Annotated in this window: 16 protein-coding genes; 5 read left to right on the forward strand and 11 right to left on the reverse strand. The window is 70.4% G+C overall.

Features of this window, described 5'->3' with window-relative positions:
* Positions 1 to 4: 4 nt before the first annotated feature.
* Both ABZ928_RS26250 and ABZ928_RS26255 read right to left on the reverse strand, forming a co-directional pair.
* The gene (locus tag ABZ928_RS26250) at positions 5 to 3,823 is read right to left on the reverse strand and encodes a LamG domain-containing protein (RefSeq protein WP_361524658.1); all 3,819 of its coding nucleotides are present in this window, start codon (positions 3,821 to 3,823) and stop codon (positions 5 to 7) included.
* 890 nt (positions 3,824 to 4,713) lie between these two features.
* On the reverse strand, positions 4,714 to 5,607 hold the full coding sequence (locus ABZ928_RS26255; RefSeq protein ID WP_361523610.1) for a DUF2637 domain-containing protein: 894 nt from the start codon (positions 5,605 to 5,607) through the stop codon (positions 4,714 to 4,716).
* A 257-nt stretch (positions 5,608 to 5,864) separates the two neighbouring features.
* Between ABZ928_RS26255 and ABZ928_RS26260 the strand changes: the two genes are divergently transcribed.
* Entirely contained in the window at positions 5,865 to 6,824 is a 960-nt protein-coding gene (locus ABZ928_RS26260) for a D-2-hydroxyacid dehydrogenase family protein (protein WP_361523612.1), read from the forward strand.
* Between the two features lie 16 nt (positions 6,825 to 6,840).
* Here the strand turns inward: ABZ928_RS26260 and ABZ928_RS26265 are convergent, their stop codons facing one another.
* Positions 6,841 to 7,380: a DUF2087 domain-containing protein gene (locus ABZ928_RS26265; protein ID WP_361523615.1), complete on the reverse strand. Its 540-nt coding sequence runs from the start codon at positions 7,378 to 7,380 to the stop codon at positions 6,841 to 6,843.
* Positions 7,381 to 7,605: 225 nt separating this feature from the next.
* Between ABZ928_RS26265 and ABZ928_RS26270 the strand changes: the two genes are divergently transcribed.
* Positions 7,606 to 7,884, forward strand: coding sequence for a chaplin (locus ABZ928_RS26270; RefSeq protein ID WP_361523617.1), 279 nt, complete (start codon positions 7,606 to 7,608; stop codon positions 7,882 to 7,884).
* Between the two features lie 105 nt (positions 7,885 to 7,989).
* Here the strand turns inward: ABZ928_RS26270 and ABZ928_RS26275 are convergent, their stop codons facing one another.
* The 8 genes from ABZ928_RS26275 to ABZ928_RS26310 all read right to left on the reverse strand — a co-directional run bounded on the left by ABZ928_RS26275 (position 7,990) and on the right by ABZ928_RS26310 (position 13,221).
* Positions 7,990 to 8,856, reverse strand: coding sequence for a tyrosinase family protein (locus ABZ928_RS26275; RefSeq protein WP_361523620.1), 867 nt, complete (start codon positions 8,854 to 8,856; stop codon positions 7,990 to 7,992).
* Positions 8,840 to 9,370: a tyrosinase family oxidase copper chaperone gene (locus ABZ928_RS26280; protein WP_361523623.1), complete on the reverse strand. Its 531-nt coding sequence runs from the start codon at positions 9,368 to 9,370 to the stop codon at positions 8,840 to 8,842. Before ABZ928_RS26280 ends, ABZ928_RS26275 begins: the two co-directional genes overlap by 17 nt.
* A 103-nt stretch (positions 9,371 to 9,473) precedes the next feature.
* The gene (locus ABZ928_RS26285) at positions 9,474 to 9,989 is read right to left on the reverse strand and encodes a hypothetical protein (protein WP_361523625.1); all 516 of its coding nucleotides are present in this window, start codon (positions 9,987 to 9,989) and stop codon (positions 9,474 to 9,476) included.
* A 117-nt stretch (positions 9,990 to 10,106) separates the two neighbouring features.
* A complete protein-coding gene (locus ABZ928_RS26290) occupies positions 10,107 to 10,694 on the reverse strand; it encodes a vitamin K epoxide reductase family protein (RefSeq protein WP_361523628.1) in 588 nt (195 codons plus the stop codon).
* Positions 10,695 to 10,712: 18 nt separating this feature from the next.
* Positions 10,713 to 11,210 (reverse strand): DUF5949 family protein, encoded by a 498-nt coding sequence (locus ABZ928_RS26295; protein ID WP_361523630.1) that lies wholly within the window; start codon positions 11,208 to 11,210, stop codon positions 10,713 to 10,715.
* Positions 11,211 to 11,382: 172 nt separating this feature from the next.
* Positions 11,383 to 11,670, reverse strand: a complete 288-nt coding sequence (locus ABZ928_RS26300) for a hypothetical protein (protein ID WP_361523633.1) — start codon at positions 11,668 to 11,670, stop codon at positions 11,383 to 11,385.
* 219 nt (positions 11,671 to 11,889) lie between these two features.
* Positions 11,890 to 12,726: a hypothetical protein gene (locus ABZ928_RS26305; RefSeq protein WP_361523635.1), complete on the reverse strand. Its 837-nt coding sequence runs from the start codon at positions 12,724 to 12,726 to the stop codon at positions 11,890 to 11,892.
* 255 nt (positions 12,727 to 12,981) lie between these two features.
* Positions 12,982 to 13,221, reverse strand: coding sequence for a chaplin (locus tag ABZ928_RS26310; RefSeq protein ID WP_361523638.1), 240 nt, complete (start codon positions 13,219 to 13,221; stop codon positions 12,982 to 12,984).
* A 288-nt stretch (positions 13,222 to 13,509) separates the two neighbouring features.
* Here ABZ928_RS26310 and ABZ928_RS26315 point away from each other — a divergent pair, with 288 nt between their 5' ends.
* From ABZ928_RS26315 to ABZ928_RS26325, 3 genes are read left to right on the forward strand one after another with little or no spacing between them, the layout of a single operon-like run.
* Positions 13,510 to 14,613, forward strand: coding sequence for a DUF3344 domain-containing protein (locus tag ABZ928_RS26315; protein ID WP_361523641.1), 1,104 nt, complete (start codon positions 13,510 to 13,512; stop codon positions 14,611 to 14,613).
* Positions 14,614 to 14,664: 51 nt separating this feature from the next.
* A complete protein-coding gene (locus ABZ928_RS26320) occupies positions 14,665 to 15,834 on the forward strand; it encodes a glycosyltransferase (RefSeq protein WP_361523644.1) in 1,170 nt (389 codons plus the stop codon).
* On the forward strand, positions 15,831 to 17,255 hold the full coding sequence (locus ABZ928_RS26325; RefSeq protein WP_361523647.1) for an exopolysaccharide biosynthesis polyprenyl glycosylphosphotransferase: 1,425 nt from the start codon (positions 15,831 to 15,833) through the stop codon (positions 17,253 to 17,255). Before ABZ928_RS26320 ends, ABZ928_RS26325 begins: the two co-directional genes overlap by 4 nt.

Genomic DNA, 17,255 nt, shown 5'->3' on the forward strand with positions numbered 1-17,255 from the left:
CGGATCAGGTCGAGGGCTTCGCGATCTGGGCGTTCACCTGGTCGGCTGTCATAGCGCCGACCCACACGCGTAGCTTGGCCAGATCGCCCGGCAGGTAGTGCCCTGTGGCACCGCTCGTAGAGCCGCTCCCGGCGGACAACACGCCTGTGCCCTGCTGCGCGGCGGCAAGGCCGGGGTCTTCCTCGCCTTGCTGCATGAACGGGCCCACGTAGAGCTGCGCGACGCCGAAGTGCTGGGTTCCGTCGTCGGCAGTGAAGTCCTGCCCTGCGTCGAAGACTCCGGTCACATCAACCCAGGTGCCGAACTCCCGGTCACCGACCGCTGCCTCTGCCGGGGCGACAGCGGTGTCGACGACCCGGCCGGCAGAGTCGACAGCAGTACGTCCGAACTTCCACTGATAGACGCCATCCGCGGCCTTCTCCACCCACAGCGCCCACGAGGACTCCTTGCCCATCGGAGTTGCCTGAGCAGCCACCATCCCGCGATAGCCGACAGGTTTGGAGTCCAGCGTGGCCTTCTTCAACCGCACCCGGGCCGAGACCGTGAACGAGCCCGTCTCATCGACGACCGGTCCGCTCACCGAGGCATATCCCGCCGCACCGTCCAGCACCAAGGCGGTGGCGTCCTCTCCGGTCAACGCCGCCCCGGAGCTCGAGAGTGCAAGGCCTCCACGACCGTAGGGGAACGATGTACTGGCCGGGTTGTCCGGGTCCTCCGGGCTCTCGGCGACCTTGGTTCCCGAGGAGATGGTGGCGTCCCAGTGCGCCACCAGTTCGTTGGCGGCCACGCCGTCCGTCTCCAGACGGTCCTCGTCCCGCATCAGCTCCGGGCTGCGGGGGTCCTGCCAGACGGCCGCCTCGTCCAGCAGACCGAAGAAGTGGTCCACGCCGACTCCGGCCGACACCGCACGACCGAATTGCAAACCCCCGATTGCCGCCCACGGCTCATACGTCGTGGTCGCACTGGCGAGCACCACGGGACTGCCCTGCGGCTGCCCGTTGATGAACAACTGGATGGTGTCGTTGCTCTTGTCCGCGTCACCCTGGGTGTTGAACACCCCCGCCAGATGCGTCCACACGTTCAGCGGCGGATTGGCCGTATCGGCGAGGGAGCGGATGAATACCGGGCCCGACTGATCCTTGTCCGCACGGTTGAACACCCACTTCTTGTACGCAGTCGAGTAATACAGCGCGAACGCCGTGGTTTTGGAACCCGCCTGCGACAGCACGACCCGGTTCGCCGAGGCGTTGGTCAGATAAGCCCACGCGGAGACGGTGAAAGAGTCCTGCGTGTTCACAGCGGGCGACGCGGTGGCCGCATGTCCGGTCTGCTTAGCCGGGTCGGAGGTGAGGTCGTTCAGGCGCAGCGAGTAGTCACCCGCACCCCGTCGGGCCCTCGTCGAGCCGCCGGTTCCCGCCTCGCCGACCAGGGTCGCGTTGTGGCGTGCGCCCACGGTGGCGGTGTCCGCCGCCGTCATGGTGCCGGTACCGGGCTTGAGCTCACCGAAGTGCCAGCGGCCGCTCGCCTCCAGGGGCGGGTCCACCTTGAATGTGAAATAGGCAGGCGGCCCCCAGCGAACGCGCCCGTCCTTGTCGAGCTTCAGATCACTGGCCTCGACCGACAGCGTCTGCGTGCCACCCAGGCCGGGCTTGACATCGGTGACGGTCAACGGGGCGTTGGTCGCCTTCGCGTTCACCGTCTTGGTGGCATCGGCTTTGCTGCTCATGAAGCGCCAGCGGTAGGCCTTCACATCTGTGTCAGCGGCGTTCGGGCCGAAGGTGAAGGAGCCGGCGACTCCCGGGCCGCCGTGCGGGGCGCAGTCGTTGGTCAGGCACTCGGTGTACGGGGTGTTGGAGGTGATGGTCGGCATCTTGGGCGCGGTGGAGTCGATCCGCAGGTAGCACCAGGACGAGTACGGGGAGAACAGATCGCCGGACTTGCCGTCGTAGCTCCAGTGCGACTGTGTGCGAGCCCGGAACCGATACAGGCCGCCGTCGGCCCGCTTGGTGGTAGTGGTCTTCTCCAAGGTGCCGTCCGGGTCCCAGCCCGAGTCCGGCTTGTAGTCACTCCACACCTGCGACCAGGTACCTGAAGTCGTATCCGTGCTGGAGCGCTGCATCACGAACTCGGCCTGCAGATACCCTTCTTCCTCCCCTTGGTTCTGCTCGACCTTTGTCTGCACCCGGGCCTGGACGGTCGGCGTATCCACTGTCACCGTCAGTGGGTCGGAGGCGGGGCGACAGGCGGCCGTGGTCCCGGTGCCGGGGATCGCGCCGACCGAGGTCGGAACGCCCGGCGTGTGCACGTACCAGACCTTCAGCTCGGCGTTGTTGTCGAATCGCTTCCAGGCCCGCGGCTCACTCTCGTCCTTGGCCCGCAGCATCAGTGTCAGGCGGGGGAACTTGCCGGCGGCGAAGGCCCGGACCGTAGAGGTCAGGTTCTCGTCCGACTCCTTCGGGTTGTCGTTGAAATCGATCCACTTGTTGGGCTGTTCGGGGCTGCAGAGATCGCCGCGCCCCGCCGAGACATACCTGTCGACCATTTGGTCGAGCTGCTTGGGCCCGGGCCAGCGCGTGCCCTCGCTGATGTTGTCGGTGCGCTCCAGATCCACCCAGTACGGGGTGCAGTTGAACGACCATGTCTCATACGCTCGGAACGTCGCGTCCAGCACGTGCTTGCCGGACAGTGCCCCCGGGCCGAACTCGAAGTACATCCGGTCGGTGTAGCCACCCGTGCTGCAGGCATAGCCGTCTGCCACACCGCAGCGTCCCACGCCCTTGGGCTCGCTGAACTTCCAGAACTTGTCGCCGTCCGACGACAACTTCGTCCACTCCGACAGGCCCAGCCCGACCGAGGGGTCGATGAACACCGGGTAGACGGTTTCCTGACCACGCAATAGGTTCAGGTCCGGCTGGACCGATACGGTGCCTTCTCCGACGGTGACCGGAAGTTCCGCTGTGGCGTCGCCCTCGTCAGGATGGGCCGGGTCGTCACTGGTTCCCTGCTCGGCCTGGACTTCCTCAGCGGCCGTCGACAAGAGCTGGGTCTGAAGGCTCGCAGTCTCAGTGCCCGCGGAATCCCACATCTGGCCCGCCGGTCCGCGGAAGACCACGTTGCCGTCCGCATCGACGACCCGCACGCCGCCGCCTTCGCCCGGCACCAAGCTCAGACCATCACCGGTGGCGGCCAGCTTGATCTCCTCAAGCTCAGAACTCGCCGCCGCCTCGGCCGTCTTGACCACCAGCACCTCGCGGTAGCCCTCGGCCTCCGCCGTCATCTGCAGGTCAACGCCCTTGATGGGCACATCGGCATAGGTGGCTATGGCACCGTCCAGGACCGGCTCCGGCAGGGTGGTGGGCCAACCGAGCATCAACTCCTGCCCGTCCCGCCCCAGCCGCAGCAGCGCCGAACCGTTGCCGCCCCCGGAGAACGCCATGTCGACCACAGCCGACTTGGGACCGACACTGCCGTCCGCGCGCTTCTCCAGCGTGACGTCAATGTCCTTCCACGTGCCGTCCTCGGCCCGGGCACGCTGCGGTTGCGTCGACTGCGTGAGGGTGAAGGTGCCATCCGGGTTGGCGACCGTGTTGCTGTATTCCGTGCGGGCCGCGGTCACTTCAACGGGTTCGCCCGTCGCCGCCGCACGCTCAGAGGCGGACTGCTCGGTGAGTACGGATTGCAGTTCTGCCGCCTGCGCATAGCCGGAAGCCGCAATCGTCACGGCCGGCAGTAGGGACAACAGCACTGCGACCGCGGACACCCCTCCGACCACGCAATGCGTGCCACTTCTTCGCACTCGGGCACGACGGCGCCCCCACCCCATCTCCACAACCCCACCCCGTAGTCACAGATTGTTCACAGGTGGAGCGAGTAAATGCGCGACACAATACGAACGTCAACGTGATTTAAGTAACATCAGCGGGCGGCCAAATAGCGTCCGACCTGCCTAAATAGTGCGGCCAGTTCACCAGCCGCAAGCCACACCTACAGCTCTAGCAATCACGTTCAGTAATGATTGATCGAAACGCGCCGAGCCGAATCAGCCAATCCGGCCGAGGAGGGCGCAAGTGCGCACGCGAACCACTGCGGAACACAAACAAGGAAGGGGCAGAAAAGCAACTGCTCCCTTTTGCAGGGCCTTTGGACTCCGGAGGCCGGCACGAAACCCAACACCAACCCACGACCCGATCGAACAGAACCAGCCATCGGGACAACTCCCCGCGCATCACCTGGTCACCCAACGCATCGGCTCAACCGCAGGCGTGAAAGTTCCCTAACGAATCACCGAATCAACACCCCCCGCCGCTCCCCCAACGTCCCCCGAAGGCACTGCGACGAGCACCAACTCCGCGCCCGATGCCCGCAGTCGATGCGCGGGCAGAATCCGGACGGCCTACCCGAAGGATCCGACGGGTGAGGTATCCCGATGGCGGCGGACCGACGGCTGAGGAGCGGACCCGACGTCCGGTGGCAGCCGTCGACCTGATCGGGGCCGGGCCGGCGACCGGAAGGTGGCTCACCGTTTCCGAGTGACGCGGATGTCGGCACATTGCTGGCGACGGGCGCTGGCCGCAGGGTGCGCGGCGAGCCTTGGTCTCCATGGGGCCCGGTGTCTCCCGCTGCAGACCAACTGCACGTGATGGAGACGGCGTTGGAGGCGCTGACCCGGCTCGTTACGGTGCCTCGGCGACCCTCACGGACGCGGGCGACGGATCACGAGTGACCGTGGTCTCCGTTCACGTGCGTCCCGTCTACCGGGTCCGGGATCCGCCCAGTCCGCCGCCAACGGGCCAAAACAGCCCGCCCGTAATTGTTCGTACCCGCCACCCGATCCAACTCCGCCCCACTCGGGGTATGACCGGCGGCCAACTGCCGCCGAAAGTGCTCCCACATCACCTCCTCCGCCGTCGCCCCGGCAGACCGCGACCCATCACCACCGACCGGCCCACTCCCTGCACGCGCCGTCTCGTCACCGCCCGTCAACTCTCGGCTGTCGCGTCCTGTCTCTCGCCGCGCAGTCTCGGTCTCGTCTCGCTCAACCGAGTCCGGCTCACGACCGTCCGCTCCGCTCGCCTCTCGATCCCGCGGCATGCCGCCGTCTCGCCGAGTCTCGTCACCAAGCTCGGACGGCTCATCCGGACTCTCGCTGCCCGCCCGGCCGGCCGGGCGGTGGGCGAGTAGTTCCACCGACAGCAACAGGGCGACCGGAGGCCAGCCCGCCACCAACATCGGCCGCCAAGCGAGCGCAGGAGCCGCCGCCACATTCGCCGCCAACGACACCGCGATCCCGAGCAGAAAGGTCAGCCAGACCACTGTCCGCGCCCGACGCCCCGCATTCCGGGACGAGTTCAGCAGCCCCACCGTCGCCAGCAACAAGAGACCATCAACGGACAACGGCCACAACGTCGCGCTCACCACATCCGCCCCGCCCTGCAGAGCGAACTCCCGCTGATGAACATACGAGGCATACCCGGCCACCGACGCCACCACCAACGCACAACCACGGCGCACCCACACCTCAAAGCCGACGCCAGTACCAGCACCGCTCGCAGGACCGCCATGGACACCCGCAGACACACCGCGCGGCCCTCCACCCGGGGCCGTCACCGGGAACCACCCCCACGACGGCGCCGACGCACCCGCGGCACCGCCACCGTGCCGGAAAGAACCAGCTCACGCCCCATCCAGGCCCGTACAGATGCAGTCGCTGCCCCACCGGGGGCGCCTCATCTCCGCACGTCGTCGCCCCGATGCGGGCCGCCCGCGAAAATCTGACCGAATCCCGTTCCCGTACCCGGCGTACAGTCGATCTTCCCGGCCATGCATCACGGCCCTGAAGGACAGGTACAGGGAGAGGGACCCACGTGCGACTGCGCTGTGCTGTGCTCGACGACTTCCAGCGGGTGGCGACCGAACTCGCCGACTGGGCACCGGTCGCGGACGACGTGGAGGTCGTCTCGTTCGACACCCACTTCGACGACGAGGACGCCCTCGCCGAGGCGCTGGCCGGCTTCGACATCGTGGTCACCCTGCGGGAGCGGGTGCGGTTCCCGGCGTCGCTCATCTCCCGGCTGCCCCGGCTGAAGCTGCTCGTCGCCTCCGGGATGCGCAACAGCGTCATCGACTACGCCGCCGCCGAGACGCAGGGCATCACCGTGTGCGGCACGGCCAGCTCCTCCACCCCGCCCGTCGAACTCACCTGGGCACTGCTGCTCGGCCTCGCGCGCGGGATCGTCGAGGAGGGCAACGCCCTGCGCGCGGGCGGTCCCTGGCAGTCCACGGTCGGCGCCGATCTGCACGGCCGCCGCCTCGGCCTCCTCGGGCTCGGCAAGATCGGCAGCCGGGTGGCGCGGATCGGGTCGGCCTTCGGCATGGAGGTGAGCGCGTGGAGCCAGAACCTCACCAAGGAGCGCGCCGACGAGGTGGGCGTGGCCCTCGCCCCCTCCAAGGAGGACCTGCTCCGCGACAGCGACTTCGTCTCGGTGCACCTCGCCCTCGGCGACCGCACCCGCGGCCTCCTCGGCCCCGCCGAACTGGCCCTGCTCAAGCCGACGGCCTACCTGGTCAACACCTCACGCGCGGCCATCGTCGACCAGGAAGCCCTCCTGGCCGCCCTGCACGAGGGCCGGATCGCGGGCGCCGGCATCGACGTCTTCGACATCGAGCCCCTGCCGGCCGACCACCCGATGCGCACAGCCCCGCGCCTGCTGGCCACCCCCCACCTGGGCTATGTGTCGCAGGCCAACTACCGGACGTACTACGGCCAGGCCGTCGAGAACATCCAGGCCTACCTCGCGGGTTCCCCCGTACGACAGCTCCCCTGACCTCCGGGGAGAAGGCTCAGGCCGCCGCGTCGCCCCGCCGGTAGACCCCGTCGCTCCGGTGCAGATGGTGGAGGTCCACCAGATAGCGCCGGAGCGTCACATGGTCGACGTCGCCGTCCTCGCACCAGCCCCGCAGCTTCTCGTTGACGGTCCGCTCGGGATACTCGACACCCGGCTCGAAGGTCTGCTCGGCGATGTACTGGAGCACGAGCTTCTTGCGGTTCCACTGCGCGGGCAGCCGCACCAGCCGCCCCTCCCGTACGAAGGTCTGCAAGGTGCGCTCCTCCTCGGAGCCGGCGGCCTCGGGCGCCTGCGCCGACCGCCCCTCGCGCGCGTGCTGCCGGAACAGCTCGTAGGCGACGGCCAGTTCACCGCCGCCCCCGGCCGCCACCACGCCCTGCTCGCGCAGCTTCAGCAGGGCCAGGGCCGCCGCCTTGGGGGACAGCCCGGCCGCCTCGGCGACCTCCTCCGGGGTTCCCGCGCCCAGGGCCACCGCCGCGAAGGCACGCACCCGGATCTCGTCGGTGAACAGTCGCATGAGCGGGTCGGTAGCCATGCCGGGAGGCTAGTTGAGGCACCGCACCCGGACGAAGCGAATTTTCCGCCCCCCCCTTCCCGCCCCCCTTCCCGCTCCCCTCCCCACTCCTCCTCCCGCTCCGCCGATGTTCAAAAAGGGTGATCCGCAGATGCTCGCCGTTACCAGCCGTGAGCGGCGGCGTTGAACGGGAAGTGCGGGGGCGCGTCCTGCCGTCGCACTCACCGAACCAATAAGGAGAACGTGATGTCTCGCATCGCGAAGGTGGCCGGAGTCGCCCTCGGCGCCGGTGCCATGGCGCTCAGCGGCGCCGGTCTGGCCATGGCGGACGCGGGTGCCTCGGGCGAGGCCGTCGGCTCGCCCGGCGTCCTGTCCGGCAACCTCGTGCAGGTCCCGGTCCACGTGCCGGTCAACGTGTGCGGCAACACCATCAACGTCATCGGTCTGCTGAACCCGGCGTTCGGCAACACCTGCGCCAACGTCAGCGACGGTCACGAAAAGGGCGGCTACGGCTACGGCGACTGACGCCACGTCACACCGTTCACACCGCAAGAGCCCCGGCACTCCGAGCGCCGGGGCTCTTCGGCGTACGCGCCCCGCCGCACGCCTGAAGGCGTCAGGCGTACGACGTCACGCGTACCGATAGATCCCGCTGACGTCCTCCATCGAGTCCGGCGTCACGTCCCACGGCGGCATCTTCTCGTGCCGCGCGACGATCCGCCGGTACTGGGCGCTCCCGGCGGCCGCCGGCTTCGCGGGCAGATAGCGGGCCCCGCGATGCCGCCGCTGCCAGCGGTACCACTGGAGGTCGACGAAGGCGTGGTGCATCCAGAAGACCGGGTCGTTGACGGACGCGCCGCCGAGCATGGCGCCGCCGACCCAGCGGTGCACCCGGTTGTGGTTGCGCCAGGCGACGGGCCCCCGCCCGCTCCCCCAGCCCTCCAACCGGTTGCGGAACCCCTTCGGGGACGTCGAGTCCCAGGGCGAGACGTCGTAGACCGGGTCGTCCAGCGCCGCCTCCAGGTCGCCCTTGGTGGGCAGCCCGATGGGGTCACGGGCCCGCCCGAGGTCCCGGGTCAGGAACTCCCCGTCCGTCACGCCCTCCCTGATGGTCCAGCCGCCCGACGCGTAGGCGAACGGCCCGGTCATCACCTGCCGGTCCGAGGGCCGCCCGTTGCCGCCGAGGAGGTCCTTCGTCCAGGGCGCGGCGCCCGCCCGCCGGTCCTTGGTCCAGTCCCAGTACGGCACGCTCACCGACGGGTCCACCCGGCGCAGCGCCCGTTCCAGGTCGAGCAGGAAGCGCCGGTGCCAGGGCAGGAAGGAGGGCGCCATGTGGGCCGTACGGAGTCCGCCCTCGCCGTCGGTGACGTAGAAGTCGATGTGCATCCGCACGAACTCGTCGTACTCGCCCCGCCGTTTGACCTCCAGCATCGCCTTCACGAACCGCCGCTTCTCGGCGCTCGTGAGCGTGCTCGCGTCCTTACGGACGTACGCCATGGTGTCCCCCCATGTTGTCCATCGGTCCCCCCATGTGGTCCGCCTGCCCCGTCCGTCCCCCCGTGTGGACCATGGGCGTCTCGCGCAGCTGCTGCCCCGGCCCCAGTTCGTCGACGGCGGCGCGGGCCGCTTCGAGGGGGGTGTCGTACGAGCGGTAGTGGTCGACCATGCTCAGCCAGGTGCCGTCGGCGCGGCGCATGAGCTGGAGCTGGCGGCCGTCGACGGTGACGTGCCACTGGCCGGCGCCGAAGGCCCGGCCCGCCGTGATCTCGATGCCGCGGATGTGCCGGCCCCGGTAGGTCTCGTCGAAGGCGAGGCGGCCGGGGTCGTCCGTCTTCACGGGCGGGCGGGAGGCCGCGACGACCGGGGCGAGGGCCAGGGCGCCGGCCGCGGCGAGCAGCCCGCGCAGCAGATCCCGCCGCCCGCCTCGCGGTACGTCCGCCGGGCCGGGTCTGGCCTGGCCGCTCGCTCCGGGTTCCGCCCCCACGGCCACTCCGCCGACACTGACGACCATCGTGTGCTCCTCGTCCGGTTCGGTTGATCCGTACCGGTAACCGCGAAGGAGCCCGCACGGTCACCGTCCGGTGGTCCGAGCGGGCTCCTTGGCAGGGCCGGTCTCAGAGGCCGGGGCCCATCACCAGGTTCGCGGCCGGTACGGTCTGGAGGACCGGGGTGAGGACGCCGACCTGCGGGAGCTTCGGCTCGGGCAGGCCGAAGTTGTCGGCGTTGGGCGCGGTCAGCGGGGCGTCCAGGGCCAGGCCCGGGGCGAGGGTGCGCAGGTCGGAGGCGGGGGTGCCGACGCCGACGTGGTCGAAGTCGTCGCCGAGGACGTGCGGCAGGGGCGCCCGCATGCCCACGCCGGGCAGCCCGCCGGAGATCGGCAGCTGCGGGATCACCCGCTCGGGGATCAGGCGTCCCTCGACGTACTGCGGGCCCTCGGGCGCGCCCGGCATCGGCAGCGGGATCTCGCCGCCGACCTTGGGCAGCTCCACGTTGAGGGACTTCTCGATGCCGTCCAGCGGCACGGGTACGGGGACCGTCTCCACCGCTGCGGCGGGGGTCGCGGCGGCGCCCACCGCGGCCGCGACGCCGGTGATGACGGCGGCAATGGTTCCTCGGGTGGTCGACTTCATCTCAGGCACGGTCCCTTTCAGGATTCGGTGGCTCAACGTCCGTACCCCGTAACGATCCTGGAACAGCCATCAGTGCAAGATTCGCCCGACTGCCGCAGTAGTACGACGGCTTATTTGTCAGCTCGTCCAGAAGTCCCACCAACGGGTCAGGATCAGCATTCCGACGATTCCGATGTGCAACACCGGTACGACCCAGGTGAATTCACCGAAGAATGATCGCAACCAGCCGGGTGCGGGCAGGAATTGATTCCTTACGGTGAACGAGGTCACGTACCAGAAGAGGAGAATGGTGGCGACCCATGCCAGACAGCACCACAGGCACAGGGCGTTGATCCGGTACAGCGACTGGAACTGGAGCCAGGACACGAATCCGACGCCGAACGCGCACCCGGCGAGGAAGCACAGCCAGTACCAGCCGGGGAAGCGCGCACCGGCGAGGACGCTGACGCCGACGCAGATGACGACGGCGTAGGCGACCAGGCCCAGCATCGGGTTGGGGAACCCGAAGGCCGAGGCCTGGTCGCTCTTCATGACGCTGCCGCAGGACACCACGGGGTTCAGGCTGCATCCCGGGGTGAAGTCCGGGTCCTGAAGCAGCTTGAACTTGTCGAGGGTGATGACCCAGGAGGCCAGCAGCCCGGCGGCCCCGGTGAGCACCAGCAGTACGGCGAACGCGCGACTGCCGCCTGCGGTACGTGAGTTCACCGCGAGATCACCGCTGTGTCAGCCGCGGAGGCTGCGGGCCGGGAGGACGACGTGCGCGGCCGCGTTCAGGGTGTCGTCGGCGCCTGCGAAGGCGGCCAGCGCCTCGGGCTCGACGGGCTTGCCCGGCTCGGCCTCGGGCCAGGGGCGGGTGGTGAACACGAAGTAGGCGAAGCCGCGTTCGGCGACCGCCTCCAGCCACTCCGGCGGCGGGGTGCACTGGGCGTTGAAGCCGGGCATGTTGACGACGGCCGTGCCGGACTCGACGAGCAGGCTGACCGGCAGGCTGGGGCGGGCGTTGCCGTCGACGAGGTCGCCGCCGACGGGCAGGCCGTTGTTCTCCAGCAGTGCTTCCACGGCGGCCGTGGAGGCCTCCGGGCCGCCCGCGGCATCCCCGAGGGTGTAGGCGAGGAGGTAGGGCATGTGGCCGTCGGGGGCATCGCCGCTCCAGGCCATGACGACGAGCGTGCCCAGGTCGGCGGCGTTGAAGGGGCGGGTTTCGCTTTGGGTTGAGGTCACCGCGCGACCATATCGACGGGCCGGAACGCGGCCGGGCCCGTTCTCACCCGACCGGGCGATACCCCGGACAGGGTCCACACGAACGAGGGACGCGGCCTCGAACAGCGCGAAGGGCCGATTCCATGCGCCACGGAATCGGCCCTTTCCGGCGAGGTATCGCGGGGTGAATACGTCAGCCGCCGAGCGGAAGACCACCGATGAGTCCGCTGTTGTTCAGCGTGGCGGTCGCGCCCTTCACGGTGTTGAGCACGGAGTCCTTGTTCTCGGTGTCGAGCGCGTTCGACTGGTGCTGCAACGGCATCACGTCGGCGGGGGCGAGCTGGCCGCTGGTGAGCGTGTTCACGGCGCCGGTGAGGCTGGTGGGCGTGACGTCGGCGGTGCTGTAGGCGAACGCGGGCGCGGCAGCGCCGGCGAGGGCCACGGTACCGGCAACAACAGCGGCAGCCTTCAGGGACTTCATCGTGTTCCTTTCTTCGGCAACTCACGTCACCAGGGGGAATTCTGACGCCGTGCCTAACGACCCCCGACCGGTGCGGAAACCCCGTACGCAGAAAATTTCTGCATCCCCCGCGTATCCCACCCGTTGGGATTCCCGGGGGTTATAAGAAAGCAATAGGAAAACAGAACAGCCGTGGTGCCGGTCCGGGACCGGCACCACAGCTGGAATGACGACGGGGCGTCAGGAGGCGGGCAGCGGCAGCGGGAGCCCGCCGGTCAGACCGCCGACCGTGTCCGTCACCCCGCCGACCGGGCTGTTCCCGCCGGTCACCCCGCCGACCACGCCGGTCACGGCGCCGGTGTCCACCGGCAGGTCGACCGGGAGCGGCAGCGGGAGTCCGCCGCCGAGCAGCAGGGCGAGGATGGCGTTGAGGAGCTTGCCGACCACGGCGGTGGCGGCCGCGAGCACCTTCGAGGGGTCGGGGGGCGTGGCGGAGGCCGCGGCGAGCAGGTCACTGACCGCGGTCTGGAGGGCGGCGAGCGCGTCGCCCACGGCGTCGGCGGACGGCGCCTTGGAGTCGCTCCCCTTGGCGGCCTTGTCTTCCTTGTCCGCCTTGTTCACCGGCAGCGGGAGCGTCGGCAGGGTGGTGGGCACCGGCAGTCCGGCGGTCGGCGCGGTCGCGGCGGGCGGGGTCGTCGGCGCGGTGGTGGCCGGCGGGGTCGCCGGCGTCAGGGGCGTGTCCGGGACCGGCACCGGGGCTGCCGCCGTGATCCCGGCGATGGCGGACTTGACCGTGTCGAGGAGCTGGGTCGCCTGTTCGGGGCTGATCCCCTCTCCCGCGTTGAGCACGGTGTTCAGCACGTCGGTGACCGGCTTGAGCACGGACCCGAGGTTGCCCAGGGTCTTGACCTGCCCGAGCAGCGCGTCCGCGCCGGGGACGGGAAGGCTCGCCGCCGCCAGCGCACGCTCGCGCTTCGACTCGTGGTCGACCGCCACCGCGGCCGGCGCGGCGATCCCGATCAGAAGGGTGGCACTGACTGCGGCGGACGCAAGACGAAGTGCGGGCAGAGCACGCATGGAGGATGCCTTTCGATGTGGAACGGATCTTGTGCCCACCGTGAAAGCGCTCACCGCGCTCTGCAACCGGTCCGCTCCGCACCGTAATCGCCGCCCATGGACGTCGCCGCTGGTGAGAGTGCATGTCAAGCCCCACTCAGCGTGTCCCGACCCCCACCCCCCATTCGGGGCAACGCAAACCGGCCGCCCTCCCGCGGGGGAACCACGGGAGGGCGGCCGGCAAAGGGCGCTTCGCGCCGACGTCAGTCGCCGACGTCAGTCGTTGACGCAGGTGTTGCCGAAGGCGGGGTTCAGCAGACCGATGACGTCGACGGTGTTGCCGCAGACGTTGACCGGAACGTGGACCGGAACCTGGACGACGTTGCCCGACAGCACACCCGGGGAGTGGGCGGCGGCGCCGTGCGCGTCACTGTCGGCGGCGGCGATGCCGGCGCCGCCGGCGACGGCCGCGACGGCAGCGGAAGTAAGGACCAGGCCCTTCGCGATACGCGACATGGAGAGGTGCTCCTTGAGTTGAACAAACACCCGGGCGGATACCCGGCGCTGTGTCAACGCGCGGCGCCCTCGCTGGTTGTGCCGCCAATGGGGTGATCTCGCGAGAGGCCGACTTCACCATTCCGACACACTTGTCGGGTTTCGCCGGATTAATACGGATAGCGACTAGAGTTGCGGACCTCTTGACGCACCCCTATAGCCAGCAAATCGCATTCATTGACGCCCTGGCACCGCGCCCCGGGCGCGCCCCCGACCCCCCGCACCTTTCCCGGAAGGGCCACCCCGGTCATGCGCCATTCCCCGCGTCCGCTGCTGCGCCGAGTGACGGTGGGGGCCCTCGCCCTCGCCACGATCTGGACCCCCGGCGGTGCCCTCGCGTCCGCCCCGCCCTCCCCCGAGGCCGAACGCCTCCCCTTCGCCGAGCGGTACCGCGCGCTCCAGCACGGCGGGATGGTCCGCGCGGCCAACGCCTCCATCAGCTGCCGGGCGAGCGCGACCCAGGCGGCCTCCTGCCCGTCCGCCCGGGGCGGAAAGGCCGGGCAGGGCGGGAAGGCCGCGGCCAACGGCGACTTCGACATGTTCTACGTCGACGTCGACACCGACCCGAACACCTACAACTCCTCCCGCGCCGAGGTCCGGCTGCCCGAGGGCGCCCGGGCCACGTACGCGCGCCTCTACTGGGGCGGCAATCTCCGCGTCGGTGAGCAGAAGCCGCCGAAGGACAACGGCCGGGTGCTGATCGCCGAGCCCGGCGGCCAGTACAAGGAGGTCCTCGCGGACACCCTCGTCGGCCACCGGGCGGCTCGGGGCGCGGACGCCTTCCAGGCCTCGGCGGATGTCACCAAGCTGGTGCGGGAGAGCGGTTCGGGGCTGTACACCGTCGCCCAGGTCAATGTGGCGATGGGGAAGTCGGCGGCCGGATCGTGGGGCGGCTGGACGCTGGTGGTGGCGTACGAGAAGGCGGACGAGCCGTTGCGCCGTCTGGCCCTGTGGGACGGCTTCGACACCTTGGACAAGGCCCAGGAGATCCGGCTGCCGAAACTGTCCTTCCCGAAGGGCGCGTTCGGCCGTGCGGGTCTTGTCGCCTACGACGGGGACCGCGGGCGTACGGGCGAATCGCTCACCGTGACGACCGGCCGCAAGGCGTCCGCCGTACTGACGGACGACGCCAACCCCCGTACGGATGTGCTGAATTCGACGATCTCCGAGCCCGGCCCGGCGCCGGCGCGGCGAGTCCCCTCGTACGCGAACACGCTCGGCTACGACTCCGATGTGTTCGATCTCGGCAAGGCGCTGCGGCCGGGTGGTGACCAGCTGGCCTTCCGGCTCGTTTCCCAGCGGGACGCGGCGTGGGCCGGCGCGCTCTTCGTCGCCGTCGACGCCCAGCAGTGAGGCGCGTTCCCGCCCGTCCCGAGTGTCATCCGTGAGCGAGGAAACCGCGCAATGCACCAGTCAGCAACCGACCCTCGGCCGCGGGTCCTTCACCTCACGCAGCCCGTGGAGGGCGGGGTCGCCCGGGTCGTGACCGACCTGGTGCGGGCCCAGCTCGCGGCCGGGATGCGGGTCTCGGTGGCCTGTCCGGACGGCGTCTTCGCCGACGGGCTGCGGACGCTGGGCGCGGATGTACGGCGGTGGCGGGCCGCGCGGTCGCCGGGACCGTCGCTCCTCGGGGAGGTACGGCGGCTCGCTCGGGTGATCGAAGAGGTACGGCCCGAACTGGTGCACGCACACAGCGCGAAGGCCGGTCTGGCCGGGCGGCTCGCGGTGCGGGGCCGGGTGCCGACGGTGTTCCAGCCGCACGCCTGGTCGTTCGAGGCGGTCGGCGGCGGCACCGCGGCCCTCGCGCTGAAGTGGGAGCGATGGGGGGCGCGTTGGGCCTCCCGGGTGGTGTGCGTGAGCGACGCGGAGCGCGCGACCGGCGTACGCGCCGGGATCGCCGCCCCCTGGAGCGTCCTCCCCAACGGCATCGACCCCGCCCGCTTCCACCCCGCCGCCGTGGGCACCGTACGGGCTTCGCTGCTGCCGGACGTCGATCCGGCGGCCCCCCTCGTGGTGTGCGTGGGGCGGCTGTGCCGGCAGAAGGGGCAGGACGTTCTGCTGGAGGCGTGGGACGCGGTGCGGGAGCGGGTGCCCGGGGCGCGGCTCGTGTTCGTCGGGGACGGGCCCGAGCGGGACCGGCTCGCCGCGCGGGCACCGGAGTCGGTGCTGTTCGCGGGGGCCGTGAGCGACACCGTGCGGTGGTACCAGGCGGCCGACCTCGTGGTCCTGCCCTCGCGCTGGGAGGGCATGGCGCTCGCCCCGCTGGAGGCGATGGCGTGCGGGCGGCCGGTGGTGCTGACGGATGTGGACGGCGCCCGGGAGAGCCTGCCGCCGGGTCTGATCGGGCGGTGTCTCGTGCCCCCGGAGCATCCGGACGCGCTCGCCGGGGCCGTCGCCGAGCTGCTGCTCGATCCGCTGCTGTGCGAGTCCCTCGGCCACCAGGGGCGCCGGCACGTCCTGTCCACGCACGACGTACGGCACACGACCGAGGCGGTGGCGGGCCTGTACCGCGAACTGCTCGGCGCCGCAGACCATGCCGTGCTCACCGAGTACAGGGAGTCCATCCACTCGTGACCGCCGAAAGCACCGTTCCCTCGCCCGGCGGGCAGCCACGGGAGCACGGTTTCTCGCCCGTCTCGGTCATCCCGTCGCGCGGTGTCGCCGGCGGCTTCCGCTTCCCGCACCGCCGCCCCCAGCCCCGGCCCGCCTCACCGGTACCGCTGCTCGCCGCGGACCTGGCCGCCGCGCTGCTCGGCGCGCTCGCGCTGACCGGCACCGCCCACCATCCGCTGCTCGCGGCCCTGCTGGTGTCGGCGTCGATGCTGCTGCGCCCGCACCTGCCGCGGACCGTACCGGGCGTGCTGGACGAACTGCCCCCCGTCTGCGGCCGGATCGCGGTCTCCTGGCTGGCGCTCGGCGCCCTGGTCGCCGCGTACGCCCCGCAGCACGCGCTGCCCGCCGTCACCCTCGCCGCCGGTTTCCTGCTCCAGTCGGCGGCGGCCTGCGCGGCCCGTGCCGTCGTGCACTGGCGGCGCCGCACGGCCCTGCGGAACCGGCCCCGCGCGGCCCTCGTCATCGGCCCCGCGACGACCGCGCAGCGCGTCGCCGCCGGCATCCTGCGCCACCCGCGCTGCGGAGTGCGCCCGGTCGGGGTCGTCACCGAGGAGCCGGACGGCAGCGAGGGCCTGCCCGTGCTGACGACCGGCGAGGAGGTCGAGCGGGCGCTGATCCAGAACGGCGTCCGGGACGTCCTGGTCGTCCACCCGTCCGTACGGTCCGAACAGGGGCCGCTGCTAAGGGCGTTGGCCGAGTCGGGCGCCGCGGTGTGGGAGATCGACGCCGACTCCCCCTCGTACGCCACCCGTGACCTGCTCGCCGGATTCGCCTGCCGGCGTCTCGACATGGGCGGCCGCAGAAGGGGCAGCGCGGGCAAGCGGCTGCTGGACATCCTCGTCGCGGGCACCCTGCTGCTGCTGGTCAGCCCGCTGCTGCTGGTGTGCGCGGTGGTGCTGCGGCTGACCGACGGGCCCGGGGTCGTCTTCCGCCAGGAGCGCATCGGCAAGGACGGCCGCCCCTTCACGCTGCTGAAGTTCCGCACCCACCGCCCGGTCGACGAGCACGAGTCGGCGACCCGCTGGAGCGTGGCGAACGAGATCCGGATGTCATGGTTCTGCCGCTTCCTGCGCCGCACCTCGCTGGATGAGCTGCTCCAGCTCTGGAACGTCTTCTGGGGCGACATGAGCCTGGTCGGCCCGAGACCCGAACGCCCGTACTTCGTGGCCAAGTTCAGCCAGACCTACCCGGGCTACGCGGCCCGCCACCGTATGCAGACCGGCATCACCGGGCTCGCCCAGATCCACGGGCTGCGCGGCGACACCTCCATCGAGGACCGGGCCCGCTTCGACAACGCGTACATCGACAACTGGTCGCTGTGGCAGGACATCTGCATCCTCGCCCGGACCGCGGCGGCACTCGTACGTCCGACGGGGAGCTGA

Origin of the sequence: Streptomyces sp. NPDC046909 (assembly GCF_040644695.1) — a bacterium.
Classification (GTDB): domain Bacteria; phylum Actinomycetota; class Actinomycetes; order Streptomycetales; family Streptomycetaceae; genus Streptomyces.

Excerpts from the sequence above, each read along its gene's own strand:
- ABZ928_RS26250 (WP_361524658.1), bottom strand. The coding sequence starts at position 3,823 with ATGGGGTGGGGGCGCCGTCGTGCCCGAGTGCGAAGAAGTGGCACGCAT.
- ABZ928_RS26300 (WP_361523633.1), bottom strand. The coding sequence starts at position 11,670 with ATGAAGTCCCTGAAGGCTGCCGCTGTTGTTGCCGGTACCGTGGCCCTC.
- ABZ928_RS26310 (WP_361523638.1), bottom strand. The coding sequence starts at position 13,221 with ATGTCGCGTATCGCGAAGGGCCTGGTCCTTACTTCCGCTGCCGTCGCG.
- ABZ928_RS26285 (WP_361523625.1), bottom strand. The coding sequence starts at position 9,989 with ATGAAGTCGACCACCCGAGGAACCATTGCCGCCGTCATCACCGGCGTC.
- ABZ928_RS26280 (WP_361523623.1), bottom strand. The coding sequence starts at position 9,370 with ATGGTCGTCAGTGTCGGCGGAGTGGCCGTGGGGGCGGAACCCGGAGCG.
- ABZ928_RS26270 (WP_361523617.1), top strand. The coding sequence starts at position 7,606 with ATGTCTCGCATCGCGAAGGTGGCCGGAGTCGCCCTCGGCGCCGGTGCC.
- ABZ928_RS26265 (WP_361523615.1), bottom strand. The coding sequence starts at position 7,380 with ATGGCTACCGACCCGCTCATGCGACTGTTCACCGACGAGATCCGGGTG.
- ABZ928_RS26315 (WP_361523641.1), top strand. The coding sequence starts at position 13,510 with ATGCGCCATTCCCCGCGTCCGCTGCTGCGCCGAGTGACGGTGGGGGCC.
- ABZ928_RS26320 (WP_361523644.1), top strand. The coding sequence starts at position 14,665 with ATGCACCAGTCAGCAACCGACCCTCGGCCGCGGGTCCTTCACCTCACG.
- ABZ928_RS26275 (WP_361523620.1), bottom strand. The coding sequence starts at position 8,856 with ATGGCGTACGTCCGTAAGGACGCGAGCACGCTCACGAGCGCCGAGAAG.
- ABZ928_RS26305 (WP_361523635.1), bottom strand. The coding sequence starts at position 12,726 with ATGCGTGCTCTGCCCGCACTTCGTCTTGCGTCCGCCGCAGTCAGTGCC.